This is a genomic window from Spartinivicinus ruber (assembly GCF_011009015.1).
In the GTDB taxonomy this organism is placed as follows: Bacteria; Pseudomonadota; Gammaproteobacteria; order Pseudomonadales; family Zooshikellaceae; genus Spartinivicinus; species Spartinivicinus ruber.
On sequence record NZ_CP048878.1, the window covers coordinates 4638051 to 4655969 of the forward strand.

The window sequence follows — 17919 nt, forward strand, 5'->3', positions numbered from 1 at the left end:
GATTAGAACTTAAATGAGGCATTCAAACCAAAAGCAGTAGGGCTAGATACTGGTGCTTTTGGTACGTTGGTTGTGGTTTGTAATTGCCATAGCTCAGCATAATGCCCATTGGATTTCACTAGCTCACTATGAGTCCCTTGTTCAGCTATTTCGCCTTTATCTAACACAATAATATTGTCACAGTGCTGCAATGCATTGAGTCGATGGGCAATAACGATCACCGTACGCCCCTTTGCTATAGCCGGCATGTTTTGTAAGATCGTTTGTTCCGACTCATAATCTAGGGCACTGGTAGCTTCATCCATAATCAGTATTTTAGGATTATTAATTAATGCCCGAGCAATTGCCACTCGTTGTCTCTGTCCACCGGATAAATTACCACCACGTTCACCTACAGGGGTATCGTAACCCCCTTGTAATTCACCAATAAATTCATGAGCACCGGCTAATGTGGCCGCTTTAATCATGTCTTCTTCAGTAGCAGATGGCTTACTAATAACAATATTTTCCCGGATGGTACCATTAAATAGAAAACTTTCCTGAAGTACTACACCAGTATTTTGTCTTAACAAAGCCGGATCAATTAAGGCTAAATCCATCCCATCCACTAATACCTGGCCACTTTGCGGTACATACAAACGTTGCACTAGTTTAGTAATGGTACTTTTGCCTGAACCAGAGCGGCCAGTTAAACCAGTCATCTGACCAGCTTGTACAGTTAAATCAAGTCTTCTCAAGGCTTCAGGAGCATCGTCATGATAACGGAAAGTTACTTTACGCAACTCAATTTCACCTTCAATTGATGGCTGTGAAGTTTTTCCAGCCTGAATATTATTTTCCGATGGATGATGCATAATATCACCCACCCGCCGCAGGGATATGGATGCCTGTTGAAACTCCTGCCAGACCTGAGCGAGCCGTAACACCGGCATAGTTACATGACCTGCTAACATATTAAAAGCCACTAACTCACCAACAGTTAATTTACCTTCCAACACCAACTTAACACCAAACCATAATAATAATGCTGAGAATAGTTTCTGAATTAAGCCTATTCCCTGCCCCGCAATATTACCCAATAACGAGGTACTAAAAGCGGATTTAACATAATTAGCTAGTTTTTCATCCCACTGTTTATTAAATTGCGGTTCAGTAGCCGAAGTTTTAATGGTTTCAATGCCAGTGACGGTTTCGGTTAGAAACGCTGTATTCTCTGCATTTTTTTCATACTGCCGCTGTACTCGATTGCGCAAACTGGGAGTTATACATAGCCAAAAACCTGCATAAATGACAAATGAACCAATCACTAACCAGGCTAATAATGGTGCATAACTAAACATCACCGCCATAAACACACCAACAAATAACAAGTCCAACACTAATGTAAGTGCCGTACCCGTCATAAAACTGCGCACTTGGTCCATTTCCCGAATACGTGCAATTATTTCCCCGGTTTGACGGGTGCGAAAAAAAGCTAAGGGCAGTCCAATTAAATGTTGATAAACATAACTGGTCAGCTCGGAGTTAACCCGGCTTGCCAAGTGGGAAAATACAATGGAGCGTACAAAGGTAAAAATAGGCTCAAACAGTGCCAAACTGAGCATACCAATAGCCAATACATGCAAGCTGGATAGACCACGGCTTACCAGTACTTTATCGATGACAGTTTGAAACAGAAATGGTGTAACCAAAGCAAATAACTGCAAGAAAATCGAGACAATCATGACATCTCGAAACTGCTTGCGGTATTTTTTGATAAACTGCCAAAACCACTGAAAACCAAATGGCAGCTGGTTAACTTTAACGGTTTCCGATTTATTCAGCAGCATGACCTGCAACTTTTCTGCTATCAGCAGGGCTTTAACACTGATATTAACTACTTGCTGTGTTTTGCCGTTATACAGCTGCCAGCTGGTTTCTTCAGCACCATTTTTTTCTAATACCCAATAATGGCCTTGCCAATATAAAATAGCAGGTACCGGGATTTTTTCTAATGCGGTTGCATCTAGGGTTTGCCATTTAGATTTAAAGCCATAACGCCCTGCACAGCGAGAAATATCCAGCTCATCATAAGCCGCTTCATAATTACCATGACGATGCAACAACTGTTGTGAATCAATGGCAATATCAAATAGCTGCCCCACTCTAACCAAACAATTGATAGCCGACTCAGTTTTGACTTGCTCTAATGCGGTATTTTCTTGATCTTGCACTTGTTCCTGCTGCATCTTACCGCTCCTTTAATGCTTCTGACTGATACTCTTGCAGCGGGCTTAGCAAGTATTCAATCACCCGTCGCTCACCGGTTTTAATCTCAGCCGTAATCGTCATCCCTGGCGCTAAATTAATGGCATGACCGTCAACCATAATTTGATCGGTTTCCATTTCGACCCTGGCAGGGAAAACCAATCCTAATTGCTCATTTTCCACCGCATCTCTAGAAACATTGCTGATAACACCACGAATAGTGCCGTATTTAGTATAAGGGAAACTATCAATTTTAATTTCCACTTCCTGTCCTGGAATCACAAAGCCAACGTCTTTATTAAGCACTAACGCTTCAGCTTCTAATAGCGCATCTTCTGGCACCACCACCATCAGGGTTTGTGCCGGGCTGACTACCCCGCCAATGGTGTGTACGGCCAATTCCTGAACCACACCAGTAACCGGGGCTACCAGGGTTTGTAACCTGGCCCGCTCTTTTGCTTTAATTAACTCTTGCTGTGACTGGGAAATAGTTTTTTCTGCTTCTGACAGCTGCTGGCGCCATTGCCGTTCACGCTCAAATACCGCTTGGTTGCGTCGATCAATAATATTAACCGCAGCAGCTTTCAGCTCTAATAAACGGCTTTCTAATACCGCTAAATCACTTTCTAACTGCAGCTTTTCTTCTTCTAACTCAAGGTATTGAATTTTTGGAAAAGCATCTCTTTTAACCAGTGAATGTTGTGCTGACAAGCGCTTATTAATACTTTTTAATACTTTTTTACGGCTGGTTAATTCCGTTTGCGTGGAGCTTTGCTGTGCCTGGTTCTGTTTAATTTCACTGGCATAGGTTTTTTTAATAGCCTGCTTTTCTCCATATTGACTCATCATCAATTGCTCAGCTTCTTCAACCTGATTAGATAATGCATCTTTAGGGGGAATAAAATTCTGTTTCGGCTCATCACTTAATAATGCCCGCAATCGAGCTGCATCCAACTGAGCAAATAATAATTGTTCTTTTAAACGCTGAGTATCAGCCACAGCACCGGTAGGATTTAACTCAATTAACACATCACCTTTTTTAACACTTTGCCCATCCCGCACATGAATTGCAGAAATGACTGCAGTCTCTAATGGCTGAATGACTTTGGTCCGGCTGCTAACCATAATTTTACCAGTCGCACTGGCAATAATATCGATGTGACCTAAACTCGCCCATAACACCGCTAGTAATAATAAACCACAAATACCCCAGGCAATTTTGCGGGATAATGGCGCAGGCGGTTTATCCGTTACTTCTAAATAAGCGGGCAAAAACTCATATTCATGCCGTTGCCGTTTAATCGGTTCAGGCTCATTTTTTAATTGTTGATAAGCCGCAGCGGCTGTTTTTAAATGACTTCCCATACTACTCATATCACCACCCAACTAAACTCGCTGCATTGACCATAATTTTGCATAACAACCATTGGTTGCCATTAACTCACTGTGACTACCCGCTTCCACTATCTGCCCTTTATCAACCGCAATGATTCGATCACAAGCTTTTACCGTTGATAAACGATGGGCAATGACTATCACTGTTCGCCCTTTACAGATATCCACCATATTTTCTTGAATAACTGCCTGAGAAATATCATCAAGGGCACTGGTGGCCTCATCAAAAATTAAAATAGCGGGGTCATTTAATAAAGCTCGCGCTATCGCTACCCGCTGACGCTGACCACCAGATAATGAGGAGCCATTTTCAGCTAATACCGTGTCATAGCCGTCAGGCAGCTCAATAATAAATTCATGGGCACCAGCCAACTTGGCCGCATTCATCACTTGATCCATAGTCGCAGCAGGCTGGCTTAAAGCAATATTGTCCCGCACCGTGCGATTAAATAAATAATTCTCCTGTAGCACCACACCTATATGACTACGCATAGAGTTAGGATTTAACTGTCGGATATCCTGACCATCCAGTAACACTCGTCCACGCTCAGGTATATACAACCGTTGGATCAATTTAGTTAAAGTGCTTTTACCAGAACCAGAAGGCCCTACCACGCCAATTAACTCACCTGGCTGAATGGTTAATGACATAGTATTAATCACTGGTGGCAAGTCTGGGCGATAGCGGAAAGTAACATTATCAATATCAATACGCCCTTTTGGCTTTTCGAGTAATTGACTGCTTGTATTATTTTGCTCTGGCACGGTATTTAATACATCACCTAAACGATCAACAGAAACTCGCGCCTGAACAAACTGCTGCCATAATTCTGCTAAACGAATGACTGGTTGGCTAACGTGGTTGGCCATCATATTAAAGGCGATTAATTGGCCAATGGATAACTCTAAGTCAATGACCATTCTTGCACCAAACCACAACACCAATACCATGGTGACTTTTTGAATAATTTGCACACCCTGACTGGCTAATACTTGCAACCACTGCACTTGATAATTAGCCTTCACATAGTCGTGGGTTTGGCTTTCCCAGCGCCGTTGTAATTGTGGCTCTAAGGATAAGCTTTTAACCGTTTCTACCCCACTGACAGTTTCAGTTAAAAAGGCATTATTAATCGCCCCACACTGGAACAGGTTTTCAATACGCTTTTGTAAAGGGTTAGTAATTAATACCGAAAGGCCAATATAGAGGGGAACTGAAAGTAGCACTAAAGTAGCCAAAAAGAACGAGTAATAATACATTACCGCAAAAAAGACTACGGTAAAGGTTAAGTCTACTAATAAGGTTAACCCTGCCCCAGTAATAAATTCGCGAATGGTATCCAACTCCCGAATCCGCATCACTGTCACCCCGACACTACGGGATTTAAAATAAATTAATGGTAAATTTAATAAGTGCTTAAATAACTGGCTGCCTAATTGCGCATCAATACGGGTTGTGGTGTGAGCAAATAAATATTCTCGCAGCCCTTTTAGTACAATTTCAAATACTGCGACAATCACTAACACAATCACCAGTACATCTAGAGTCGATAAAGCTTGATGCACTAGTACTTTATCCATCACCACCTGAAAAAATAACGGCGAAACCAAGGCTACCACTTGCAGAAAAAAGGCGGCGATAATAACTTCTTTTAACAACTTTCGATGGCGAATAAATTCAGGAATAAACCAGCTGATATCAAACTTACGCTTGGAGCCATCAGCAACCAACTTGCTTGACACCGCTATGATCTGACCTTGCCACAACTCTTGTAGTTCGGTTATTTCCAATACTTCAGGGCGACCTACTGATGGCCGCTGTATCAGTGCTTGCTTGTCATTCAATTTAAGTAATAAACAATATTCACCCGCAGAAGACAAAAATAACAAAGGCAATTCTAGCCCTGCTATTTTTTCAGCTTTAGCAGTCTTTAATTTAATACTTAATTGCAACTGTCGTGCAAACTGCTTGGTTGCTTGTTTGATTGGCAACTCAGCTAACTTTTCTAGTTGAGCTTCATACTGCTTTGGGTCTTGAACCGCTTGCAATAACACCGAAATTGTCAGCATGCCTTGCAAGGCAGTAAGCGTGGTTTGATTAGCTTCAGCTTCAGGCTGATACTTCATTCGACTACTCTTAAACAACTTAATAATACTTAAAAACTGATTTCGCTTAGGCTATAGAAAAGTTCGCTAAAGCGTATTGCAAAAAAAGCTTTTTCTTTACAATACACTCTACCCATGCTGTACAAAAAACAATCAAAAAGCTGGCATATATGACCACAGTCAAACCAAAAACACAAACTAAAACACAGTTCAGACCTTGTTAGAGATCACATTTCGATCAATCGACCAACTAAAAACTATTTAACTGGAAGTTTATGCAGATTTTTTACTTAAAAGTCAAAAGTTTACAAAGCCTACCTGTAGTGATTGGTGAATATTGTTGATAACTGTAATGTATCCACCCGACTAAAAAGCCTTAACCATTCAAGTAAGTAATCGCTATAACTCGTAATACAAATCAGACCACCTTGAGCGGAGTCATTGCAAGAACAAGAATAAGAATCACCTAAAAAGCTACGATTCATTACTGCTTCTCTTGCAGCCTGGGTTCCGCTGTATTAAAACAGGCTCAATAGCCAATGTATTTAAGAAGTTATCCTTATGGAAAAACCGAACCAAGCACTGACCCATATTGACCAACAGGGCAACGCCCAAATGGTTGATGTAACGGATAAGCCACCCACCCACCGGCTAGCCCGAGCGCAATCTGTTATCACCATGCAGCCTGCAACCCTGGAAATGATTATGGCTGGCACTCACAAAAAAGGAGATGTACTGGCAGTGGCCCGGATAGCAGGGATTCAGGCGGCCAAACGCTGCTCTGATATTATTCCCCTGTGCCACCCCTTGATGCTGACCAGTGTCAATGTGCAACTATTGCCAGAACCTGAGCAGCAGCAAGTACGGGTTATTGCTGAGTGCAAAGTCACTGGTCAAACCGGCGTAGAAATGGAAGCACTCACCGCTGCTTCAGCTGCCACATTGACTCTATATGACATGTGTAAAGCTGTGGATAGAGGGATGGTTATTCAAGAGACCAAGCTTCTCGAAAAACAAGGTGGCCGCAGTGGTCATTGGCAAGCGGAGGAGTCTCAATGATTAAAGTACTATTTTTTGGTCGTCTGAGAGAACAGTTAGCAATGGATGCAATCGAATTAACTGACGAAGCCCAGTCATTAACTGCCATTATCGAGCAACTAAAGCTGCGCGGCGACAACTGGCAAAAAGCCCTCTCCAATCCCAACCTTAAAGCTGCCGTCAACCAAACCATGGTGCCATTTAGTAGCCCAGTAAAAGCCGGCGATGAAGTGGCATTCTTTCCGCCAGTGACAGGAGGCTGATTAATGATCAGCATTCAACAGGCCCCTTTTGATATTAACACCTTCGACCAAACCCTTCGCGAAAACTCCCCCAAAGTCGGAGCAATCGCTACTTTTTGTGGATTAGTAAGAGACTTCAGCGAACGGCCCGATGTCACCGCCATTTACCTGGAACACTACCCAGGCATGACCGAAAAAGTGCTGGATGAATTAATCGAAGAAGCCAAGCAACGCTGGTCAATTATTGATGCGATTATTTGTCACCGAGTAGGTAAGCTGTCATTGGGTGAATCTATCGTATATGTCGGCGTCGCCAGCGCCCACCGCAAAGCCGCCTTCGCCGCCTGCGAATTTTTAATCGACAAACTCAAAACCACCGCCCCTTTTTGGAAAAAAGAAATAACCTCTGATGGCGAACATTGGGTGGATGAGAGGGATAAAGATCAGCAGTCAGCAGCAGAGTGGGATTAGAAATTAATAAGCTTTTGTTTACCACATACACTGAGAAAAAGTGTTAAGAATAAGTCTAGTGTCTAATAGGTAATCACAGGCCACTCTTGCCGCTCTTGAAGTGTAATTCCATGGTTCCAGTAGCGTTTTTATCTCAATTAAAGACGCTACCGCAAGTTTCACAGTAGTAAACTTGCCCATCAAGACCTCTATAGTCCATATCCGCTAATTTGTATGTCAGCCTTCTTGTACTAAGCCTATATTTGCATGAAAAATGTCAGTAATTATAATGAGCAATTTATTAACAAAAAATTCTGTATTTAGAATCATTTTTCATGAGCAAATGGACTATATATTTTAGCCCCCCTTTGAATGTACAAGATTATCTTTATTATTTTTCACAAATCCAAGGAGGCTAGATTAGCCAGTACTAAGCCCCCTTCCTCCAAACAAACTTGTTAAAAATCACTCACTTAGAACGACAGTAAAGATAAATTAAATCTGCATACTATTTCACAAAACTACAAAGCTTGTCAGACCATAAAGTTAACGACCTGATATTATTGCGTCGCGATTCAATAATGTATCCGTTATTTATATTGGATAATTTTTACCCAGCATTAGGGGGTATACATCAATCGCATTAATTGTTAAAGCGCTACCGCTAACTGTAGTAGTTCCAATAGCTACTACTGTTTAAATGGCGCCATATAAATAATGACTGGAACTATTAACAGCATCTTCTAGGCAAACAGTAATACACAAGCTGTTTTATGCCTATTACAACATATAAGGAAAAGGCAACTCGACTATGGCTAAACATGTATTGCCATTAACTTTGGCTCTTGGCTTAAGTCATTTAACTACTGCGGTTTGGGCGGCTAACCAGGCACCAATTACCCAAGGCCACAGTGAGACTATCAGCAAACCTGGCATGCACAACAGCTGGGTTTGGGCACAGGATGTAGATAAAGATGCCCTAACCTATAAGGTTGTCAATCAGCCAAAGTTTGGCCAAGTAAAGATGGATCCAAACACTGGCAAATTTACCTATACCCCCACATCAACTGTCGCCTATGATGAGTTTTATTACCAAGTCACTGATACAACCGGTCAAAACTCAAATAAGTCTGTTGTACAGCTAAACTTTGACCACGAAGGCCAAACAAGTCAGCCAACCAATACAACTGATTCATCCCAAAATTGTAAAGTTTCAGGGACTGTTACTGGACTTGATCCTGAAACAACAGCAAAGATTACTATTGCTTCAGACACCACTTTAAAAACGAAAGCAGTAACAGGCAATGGCAGCTTTTGTTTTGAGCAATATTCAAACTCTGCCACGATTCATGCCTATGCACCAGGATATGAAGTACAAAACAGCTCAAGAAAAGTGACTTCAGGAAATACTAATTTTAACTTTGTAAAAACTCCAGCATGCGAAGATGGTTACTCAAGCTGTTTCAAATGGGAAGATAGTGAAGAAAGTACATCTGAATACCAGTCTTACATAAATAAAAAACAAACAATCACGTTTTCAAATCAAACCATTGAGATTGTAGATAACTCTGCCGCTAATGCTCTGCTACATGATTACAATATTGCATTAATCGACACGCCTGACAATGCTTGGTCTTTAGAACACGCTAGCCGTTTACTTAACACTATCAGAATGATTCCACAACCAAAAAGAAACTCTTACGGTGAACAAAAATTAACTCCATCAGTTTGGGAAATTACTGATAAAGCGCTCACTGATGATGTGGAAGTTATCACTGAAGGTAAAACCAAAAAAATTAGAATTAATGAGAAAACATTTGTTAATGCCGCTCCTCGCCTAGTAGAAATCGATGGCGTAAAAGGCCGTTTTTTTTCTAAACGACTCCACCATGCATTGGTAAATGTGGTTACCGACTTTGGTAATGATAGTGCAGCAGTAGAAAAAATAATGAAAGAACGGTTTGGGGTAAGCTTAAAAGCAAACATCAGTCAATTAACTGCTGGTACTACTAATGAGTCAGACAATTACTTCCAGCCTTTTTTACCGAGAGAAAAAGTCAAATTAATTAATATTTTTGAAGACATGCCAACAGGTATGCATAAAATAGAAGGGCTAACCCATTTAGTTAGACGTAAAAATGGAATGGAAAACCCTCTGTACCCTTCACTTGCTGCAATTGCTTGGCACTCTGGTGAAAACTCCAGTGGCAATGGCTACATTGAATTTATGGAAAAAGCATTTGCCCATAATGCAGATGACTTTGTTCATCGCTTAATCGTTCATGAGAAAGCGCATTATATCTATGGCAAAGTGATCAATGGGCAAACACGGAGTGACTGGGCTGAAGTAGGTGGTTGGTATGTAGATCCTAATGATAAAGATGGCTGGAGTACATCTAAGCAAACTGAATTCGTGTCGGCTTATGCCCATACTAAAAACCCTAATGAAGATATGGCTGAGTCAATCGCTTATTATATTTTAAATCCCGATAAGCTCCGCTCACGGTCACCTAAAAAATTCGATTTTATCCAAAAACGTATTATGAAAGGCAGCCAATACCTTTCTATTATTGATCAGGATATGACTTTCGAAGTACTTAACCTGTATCCCGACTATATTTATCCAGGCAAAATAAAAAATGTTGAAATTGGTGTAACTACTGAAAATAATGGCGACAAAAAAGTGCATGTTACTGTTAAGTTACATGCTAAAGATAGTCAACTAGAAGGTGCCACTGAAACTAATGTTAGAGTTTATAGCCAAATAGGTACCTTTAAAGACTTTTCGCTGAAGCCAGTCGATCAGTCTGGCGCACCTGCTAAAGTCAGCACCATATTAACTGGTAGCTTTGTCCTTGATAAAAATGCTCCCCAAGGATATTGGCGCCCTGATCAAATTGCCTTAAATGATCTTAATGGCAATGAGCGGTTTAGTGGTGCAAACGATTTTGGCTGGAAACTATATATTGATAATGCTAACTCTGATACCACCCCACCAGCCTATGTGCCTAATAGCTTAACGCTAAATGTTACACAAGATCATAACTCTTATGCAGAACCCGTCAATAAAATCACGGCAGAGTGGCGAGTAGCTGAGGCTGTAGGTATGGCTGAAACTGACCCTTGTTTCGGCTCAATGAAACACGGATCAGCAAAACTATATTCCATTGGAAAACATGGTGGCTTTAACGAAACCAGCAACACCTGTAAGTTAGTGTATATTATGCCCAACTATATGGCTTCAGGCGCGTATAGCATGAGTGAAGTTGTCATGAAGGATAAAGCATTAAACTGGGGGAGATTTAATTTCCATGGCAGTGAAAGGTCTCGCCAAGTTACCTTAACCTCAACCAACCCTGATACTCAACCTCCGGTACTCAATCTAAACCAAATTAGTGTGAGTGCTACCCCTGTTAACCCAAGTAACCCTAATGGCGAAACTATTGTTACTATCAATTATCAGGTAAGTGATAATATTTCAGGTTTTGATTATGCCAGAATCAAACTACGTGACCCACAAGGTGTGACTCACGAGTTTTTTCACCAACCTAACAATGATGGCCGCTTATTCTTTGAAGGTAACCCTAACACCGCTAAGGTATATACCAAAAAAATTCACTTACCAGCAGGTTCTGCACCTGGTATCTGGGGAGTCACTGAAATAAGTGTTTACGATATGGCGAGCAATTATCAAAACCATAACTTTGCTGAAACTGTTTTAGTTGAGCCCACCTTCAATGTAAGCAACAACTAACCGCCTTATCCACAAAGCAACAACTAAAAAAGCGCCGAAAGGCGCTTTTTTATTCTCTGTTATATAAAGCTACTCAGCATCAGGTTGTACTTCAGGTGCTGCATTCTGCACCGCAGGCACTGACAACCCATTATCATAAATACGGCTAATATTTGGAAAATCATTTAAAGCAATATTAAACCGATGAGCATTATATACTTGGGGTATAAGTACCACATCGGCTAACGAAAACTCATCGCCAAAACAGAATGTACCTGCTGTATTAGTCAATTGTGCTTCTAATGCTGAAAATCCATTGATTACCCAATGACTATACCACTGCTGTTTTGTCTGTTCATCAACCCCTATTTGGTTAGTTAAATACTGCAATACCCGTAAATTATTTAGTGGGTGGATATCACAAGCAATGGCAAGGGCGAAAGCACGAATAGCCGCTCTTTCTGCATTATCAGCGGGTAACAATGGCCGCTCAGGATAATGCTCTTCTAAATATTCCAAAATAGCCATTGACTGCCCAAGGGTCATACCATCCAATTGAATAGTGGGCACCAACTCCTGAGGATTCAGTTCTTTGTAACTTGACTGATGCTGTTGCCCACCCTCCTTCACTAAGTGAACAGGGATGGTCTTATAAGGCAGTCCTTTCCAATTTAAAGCAATCCTTACACGATAAGCCGCCGAAGAACGCCAATAGCTGTATAGATTAATCATTTCATGCTCCCTTATAGGGTGAAACCACTTGCTCTATAGCACCAAAAATAGATTGACCAGACTTATCAAACATTTCTATTCGGATAGAGTCACCATACTGCATAAATGGTGTAACGGCTTTACCCTGTTCAATAACTTCAAGCATTCTTTTTTCAGCCAAACAACTAGAGCCTTTACTTCGATCGTAATTAGAAACAGTCCCTGAGCCGATAATAGCACCTGCACTTAGCGGCCTGGTTTTCGCAGCATGGGCAACTAATGTTGGAAAATCAAAGGTCATATCAACCCCAGCCTCTGGCGCACCGAAAAATTCATTATTTAATTTGCTATGTAAAGGTAGGTGCACTTTTTTACCATCCCAGGAATCATCCAACTCATCGGGCGTTATTGCCACAGGAGAAAAAGCACTAGAAGGTTTACTTTGAAAAAAGCCAAACCCTTTTGCCAATTCGCCAGGAATTAAATTACGTAATGACACATCATTAACCAGCATAAATAATTTAATATGACCTGCCGCTTGCTCTGGTGTAACTCCCATTTGAACATCATCTGTCACCACAGCTATTTCTGCTTCAAAATCAATCCCCCAATTGGTGTCAGCCATTTCAATGGGAGCATAAGGTGCTAAAAACGCATCCGAGCCACCCTGATACATTAATGGGTCAGTCCAGAATGACTCTGGCATTTCAGCACCACGGGCCTTTCTCACCAGCTCTACATGGTTAACATAGGCACTACCATCCGCCCACTGATAAGCACGGGGTAAGGGCGACAATGCTTGTCGCTGATCAAATAGCAGAGTATTTTTTAAAGAGCCCTTATTTAAGGCCTGATAAATTTCTTGTAAAGCAGGCTCTGTCTGTTGCCAATTATCCAGTGCTTGTTGCAAGGTATTGACAATTTCTGGTACAGCCACTGCTTCAGTCAATTGTTTGTTAACCACCACCAATTGACCATCACGGGAATTATTTTTAATTGAAGCTAATTTCATATTGAATATCGTTAATTTTTACAGTTTTAAAATAATTTAAAATTACAATTTCATTACTTTTGCTTTCTTTGAGGTTGTCGCAAATAGTTAGCGAATATGGGGTGACGGGGTATTCTGTAACTAAGGTATGGATGCCTTTTTAGCTCTTGATGGGCCATATGGCACTTCAAGAGCGGAGGAAGAATATCCTGTTTTCCATATCAGACACTATATTTACTTTCTACCCCTTTTGCGACAGCCCTATAAAACGAGAGTATTGGTAGTGCCTTTTATTTCACCTGCCAACTATTCACATAATTAGTATCTTCTACTTCTGTAGCTACTTCTCCCACTTCTAAGGCATCCCGGGTATCTAACATCACCGCTACTTCATCGGTAAATTTCTTCTTATACTCACGCCCTGCCTGAAATGCTTTAGGATGTGGCCCATGGGTAAAGCCTGCAGGGTGAAAAGTCACCATGCCTTTATCAATATTATCACGGCTGAAAAAATCACCTGCATGATAGAAAAGCACTTCATCAAAATCATCGTTATTGTGATAGAAAGGTACTTTCAATGCGCCAGGGTCACTTTCAATAGGCCTCGGCACAAAAGTACAAACCACAAACCGACTAGCTACAAATGTAGTATGCGCTGAAGGCGGTAAATGATATCGATGACTCATTAATGGTCTAATATCTCGCCAGTTAATTCGTGCTACCGATAATTCACCATGCCAACCAATTGCATCCAGCGGATTATAGGGAAATGTGACTACAGAAACCTGACTATTTCGCTTAATTTCGACTGACCAAGGCGTTTCTGACTGCTGATTTTTAAATGCATCATCAATTGCAGGCACATCCAACATCGCTTGATCGAATATAGCTTGTTCCCCCAGCAATCCTTTTTCTGGTAATTGATAGGAATCATTAGTCGCTTCAATTATTAATATTTGCATTGTAGTGTCAGGATCCAGGCGCCACATGGTCCCTCTGGGGATAACCACATAATCCCCTGCTACCAACGTTAAATGTCCATAATCACAAAAAAACTCACCACCACCTTCATGAATAAATAATAAGTCATCACCATCGGCATTACGTGCCAAGGTTTCCATGGCCTTATCGCACTGCCAAAACCGATATTTACAGTGTGCATTATACAAAACCGTCGTCGCCTGCCAGGGTGATGTGGCCATTTGCCCAAGATTATTTAAATTAAATAGTCTTGGGCGCAAAGGCCCTTCCCACTGAGACCAGCCAGTGGGAGGATGCTTGTGATGCATATGACTGCTGGGACCAAAAAAACCACTCCGTCCTAGCTCTCGCTCATAAATAGCAGATTCTGGAAAATCCGCATGGGCTTGACGGGATATTTTGCCTTCCTTATGAGGAAACCGTATCCACTTACGCATCAGCTAAAACTCCCCGTCTTATTTGATCTTCTTCAATCGACTCAAATAATGCCTGGAAATTGCCCTCACCAAAACCTTCATTACCTTTACGTTGAATAATTTCAAAAAAGACCGGACCAATGACCGTATCTGTAAAAATTTGCAATAAAATTCCATCTTTCTTTGGTGCACCATCAACTAAAATACGTAATTCCCTTAATTTATCCAGATTTTCACCATGCCCTGGTACCCGCTCATCAACTTTTTCATAATAAGTATCAGGGGTAAACATAAAGCGCATTCCACATTTTTTTAAATGAGCAACTGTTGCATAAATATCTTCCGTTGACATGGCAATATGTTGGATACCTTCACCATGGTACTCACGAATAAATTCTTCTATTTGCGATTTATCATCAGACGACTCATTGATTGGAATTCTAATTTTCCCACAAGGTGCTGTCATTGCTTTACTGACTAGTCCCGTTAATTTTCCTTCAATGTCAAAATAGCGAATTTCCCTGAAGTTTCCTAGTCGCTCATAAAATCCAGCCCATGCCGCCATATTACCTTGTTTAACATTATGAGTAAGATGATCTAAGTCCAATAAACCAGCACAATTTTCAGCTATTTTCTCTTGCCAACCAGGATAGAAATTAAAGTCAATATCATAAATACTTTTATCGCCATAACGATCAACAAAATAAAGGGTGCTTCCACCAATACCATAAATTGCAGGAATATTTAATTCCATTGGCCCTAAGTTACCTTGGTAAAGTTTAGCCCCACAACAAATTGCTTGTTCTAGAGCCTGGTTAGCATCCTTAACCCGAAATGCCATACCGCACACACTTGGACCATGTTGACGGGCAAATTCCTCTGCCTGAGAGTGGGGCTCAGAATTAACAATAAAGTTAATATCTCCTTGCCGGAATAGCCACACATCCTTAGAACGGTGTTTGGCAATTTCAGTAAAGCCCAACTGTAAAAAAAGATTTTTTAAGGCCTGAATACCCTGAGGATCAGGTGCCGTATACTCCACAAACTCAAAACCATCAGTGCCCAGCGGGTTAGCAGTTGTATAACCAGTCATTATTGTATCTCCGTCATCTCACTTATTTTTTGACTCCATAGATAAATGAGTACTCCAGATAACGGGCAAAATAAATAGTGATGATATACATCAATAAAAAGAGATATTAGCCTCTATTTGTAAGCATACTGTTACAGCAAATTGCTTAGCTTAAGTCCCTTAGATACTAAGCTGAATAGTGCCCTACTACTGTCCCAATTGGTTGCCAACAGTGTAAACTTAAGTTGACGATCGATGTTTGCCTATCCCATACTCTTTCAGTTTCTTTGCAATGGCTGTGTGTGAAACACCTAGTTTTTTAGCTAACAGTCGAGAGCTTGGATAGGCAGGGTAGAGCCTGGTTAATAACTCACTTTCAAAACGCTTAGTTGCTTCTTCCAAGGTGCCCTCAAACGCATGGTCAAAATAGCCATAACCAGAAGCATAAGATGGTAGATGTAAATCTTCCGGACTAATTTCCTGATCTTCAGCCATTGAGGCAGCCCTATAAATAGCATTTTCTAACTGTCTTACATTGCCAGGCCAGGGGTACTGCTGAATTAAATTACAACAGGCTTTACTGAGTACTAACTTTTCTCCTAGTGACAAAGTAAACCGTTTTAGAAAATGTTCGGCCATTGGCACAATATCAACTTTTCTCACTCGTAGCGGTGGTAAAGCCAAAGACAATACATTCAGTCGGTAAAATAAGTCCTCACGAAAAACTCCTTGTTGACACAGTGCAGGCAGATTTTTCTGGGTGGTGCACATAATTCTCACATTGACTTTAACCACCTCTTCACCACCAATTCGACGAAAAGTGCCGTCTTGCAATAACCGGAGTAATTTTACTTGCAAAGTGGCTGACATTTCACCAATTTCATCTAAAAGTACTGTTCCACCATTAGCTAGTTCAAACAGACCTTTTTTTCCGGAATCTGGATCATTACTGTAAGCACCTTTCACGTAACCAAATAATTCTGTTTCTGCAACACTATCAGGTAATGCAGCACAATTAAGTACTAAAAATGGTTTGTCCGCTCGACTACTGACAAAGTGACAAGCTTTAGCTAACAATTCTTTACCTGTTCCTGTTTCCCCTGTGATCAAAAGTGGAGCTTCTAATTTTGCTAAATGACGAGCTTGACGAATCACATGCTTCATTGAAGGACTAACGGTAAAAATATCACTAAAATCAATGGTTTTAGCTTGATTTAATTCACTAGGCTTAGTCACCCGTTGATTAAATTTAAAACAAACTAAACCGCCGACTAAAGTATTTCCTTCTTCTTCAGGCACTTCAATAGGTAAAATATCAGCAAATGCTTCCTGGCTATGCCAACGTAACATCCGGCTATGAGGAGCATGATCATCTTCCTGCAACCAACGGGCTAAATTAATGCCTTTGAACCAGTGGTTGAAGGCACTACCAATAAACTCATCAACACTAACACCCAATAATTTTAACAAAGCATCATTAGCTATTGATATATTGCCTTTAATATCAGTGGATAATACAGGAGTTAGTTGGGTTGCCAATAATGCTAGAAATTCATGATGTTCTCTTTCTACTGGCATACAAGCCACAGTTCGAACATCATTTACCCCAACTATATGGCGAATTGCAGGTAGTAATGACTGTAATGCTTCAAACGGCAAAGTAGGTAGACTTAAGTAGATAACTCCCGCCAGATCAATTTCAACCCCTCTCAAGTTGATTTGCTGATTAGAAATAATTCGAAGTACTTCTTCTGCTATACCTAAACGGTCCTGGCAAGTAATTTCAAGCCGCATATGCGGTATCCGTATCCGTCAATGAATCTTATTTTTCTAAGGCCCGAGCGATAGATAACTAACCCCAAAAGTACACACCTACCGTTGTGCAAGCCGTAACCGGATACGATGTTATTACAGATTGATAGTCAATGGCTATTAATAAAAAGCATGATAGAGGGTATTGCGAAATCCTTTTAACCCCTTCGTTCTTTCATATTGGCTTTCCAACAGCATGAAAGAGCGAAGAGCTAAAACAACTTTTTCAATAATCTTTTACAGAAGAAGCTTAATTTCATTTATTGTAAAATTGCCACATAGTAATACAATTAACTTTCTAACAATTCATCTGTTTTAGCGGCCATGATAAAGTCATTCTTATGTAACCCTTTAATAGCATGAGTCCACCAGGTTACCGTTACTTTGCCCCACTCTGTTAACAAAGCAGGATGGTGACCAAATTCCTCTGCTAACTCTCCAGCTTTATTAGTAAACGCTAACGCCAACTTAAAGTTTTTAAACTTAAATTGCCGTTCAAGTTGCATAATTCCATCCCGCACTTCTACTCCCCAATCAGGTATTTGTGCAATTAACTCCTTAAGCTCTTTATCAGTTACCTTGGGAGCATCAGCACGGCATGCTTCACAGGTCATACTTTTTAATTCAGACATTTTTCTTCCTTATTTTTATCAAAAAACCTATCGGTCTTAACTATAAGAAAATCTTGCCAATATAGTCAAAATATAGATTTTGTTCTCTTTAGA

13 protein-coding genes are annotated in these 17919 nt (G+C 40.7%); 4 read left to right on the plus strand and 9 right to left on the minus strand.

Annotated elements, in window-relative coordinates:
• Positions 1–2: 2 nt before the first annotated feature.
• Genes G4Y78_RS21115 through G4Y78_RS21125 form a run of 3 tightly spaced genes read right to left on the minus strand, consistent with a single transcriptional unit; the run spans position 3 to position 5769 of the window.
• Positions 3–2228, minus strand: a complete 2226-nt coding sequence (locus G4Y78_RS21115; RefSeq protein WP_163834882.1) for a type I secretion system permease/ATPase — start codon at positions 2226–2228, stop codon at positions 3–5.
• A 1-nt stretch (position 2229) separates the two neighbouring features.
• Positions 2230–3621: an HlyD family type I secretion periplasmic adaptor subunit gene (locus G4Y78_RS21120; protein ID WP_222937552.1), complete on the minus strand. Its 1392-nt coding sequence runs from the start codon at positions 3619–3621 to the stop codon at positions 2230–2232.
• A 12-nt stretch (positions 3622–3633) separates the two neighbouring features.
• Positions 3634–5769 (minus strand): type I secretion system permease/ATPase, encoded by a 2136-nt coding sequence (locus G4Y78_RS21125; RefSeq protein WP_163834883.1) that lies wholly within the window; start codon positions 5767–5769, stop codon positions 3634–3636.
• 540 nt (positions 5770–6309) lie between these two features.
• On the opposite strand from G4Y78_RS21125, the gene moaC reads away from it, so the two are divergent.
• The 4 genes from moaC (at position 6310) to G4Y78_RS21145 (ending at position 11232) form a co-directional block, all read left to right on the plus strand.
• Positions 6310–6807: a cyclic pyranopterin monophosphate synthase MoaC gene (gene moaC, locus G4Y78_RS21130; RefSeq protein WP_163834884.1), complete on the plus strand. Its 498-nt coding sequence runs from the start codon at positions 6310–6312 to the stop codon at positions 6805–6807.
• Positions 6804–7049 carry a molybdopterin synthase sulfur carrier subunit gene (gene moaD, locus G4Y78_RS21135; RefSeq protein WP_163834885.1) on the plus strand — a complete coding sequence of 82 codons (246 nt, stop codon included), beginning with the start codon at positions 6804–6806 and terminating at the stop codon, positions 7047–7049. The genes moaC and moaD overlap by 4 nt, the downstream gene beginning before the upstream one ends.
• 3 nt (positions 7050–7052) lie before the next feature.
• Positions 7053–7499 (plus strand): molybdenum cofactor biosynthesis protein MoaE, encoded by a 447-nt coding sequence (locus G4Y78_RS21140; RefSeq protein WP_163834886.1) that lies wholly within the window; start codon positions 7053–7055, stop codon positions 7497–7499.
• 790 nt (positions 7500–8289) lie between these two features.
• Positions 8290–11232, plus strand: coding sequence for an Ig-like domain-containing protein (locus G4Y78_RS21145; RefSeq protein ID WP_163834887.1), 2943 nt, complete (start codon positions 8290–8292; stop codon positions 11230–11232).
• 69 nt (positions 11233–11301) lie between these two features.
• Here G4Y78_RS21145 and maiA read toward each other — a convergent pair whose 3' ends face one another.
• The 6 genes from maiA to G4Y78_RS21175 form a co-directional block, all read right to left on the minus strand.
• Complete coding sequence (maiA, locus tag G4Y78_RS21150) at positions 11302–11943, minus strand: maleylacetoacetate isomerase (RefSeq protein ID WP_222937553.1); 642 nt, start codon at positions 11941–11943, stop codon at positions 11302–11304.
• A gap of 1 nt (position 11944) precedes the next feature.
• On the minus strand, positions 11945–12934 hold the full coding sequence (locus tag G4Y78_RS21155) for a fumarylacetoacetate hydrolase family protein (protein ID WP_163834888.1): 990 nt from the start codon (positions 12932–12934) through the stop codon (positions 11945–11947).
• A 269-nt stretch (positions 12935–13203) separates the two neighbouring features.
• Entirely contained in the window at positions 13204–14331 is a 1128-nt protein-coding gene (locus G4Y78_RS21160) for a homogentisate 1,2-dioxygenase (RefSeq protein ID WP_163834889.1), read from the minus strand.
• Entirely contained in the window at positions 14324–15403 is a 1080-nt protein-coding gene (hppD, locus tag G4Y78_RS21165; RefSeq protein ID WP_163834890.1) for a 4-hydroxyphenylpyruvate dioxygenase, read from the minus strand. Before hppD ends, G4Y78_RS21160 begins: the two co-directional genes overlap by 8 nt.
• A 219-nt stretch (positions 15404–15622) precedes the next feature.
• The gene (tyrR, locus tag G4Y78_RS21170) at positions 15623–17176 is read right to left on the minus strand and encodes a transcriptional regulator TyrR (protein ID WP_163834891.1); all 1554 of its coding nucleotides are present in this window, start codon (positions 17174–17176) and stop codon (positions 15623–15625) included.
• Positions 17177–17484: 308 nt separating this feature from the next.
• Positions 17485–17826 carry a 4a-hydroxytetrahydrobiopterin dehydratase gene (locus G4Y78_RS21175; protein WP_163834892.1) on the minus strand — a complete coding sequence of 114 codons (342 nt, stop codon included), beginning with the start codon at positions 17824–17826 and terminating at the stop codon, positions 17485–17487.
• Positions 17827–17919: the final 93 nt, after the last annotated feature.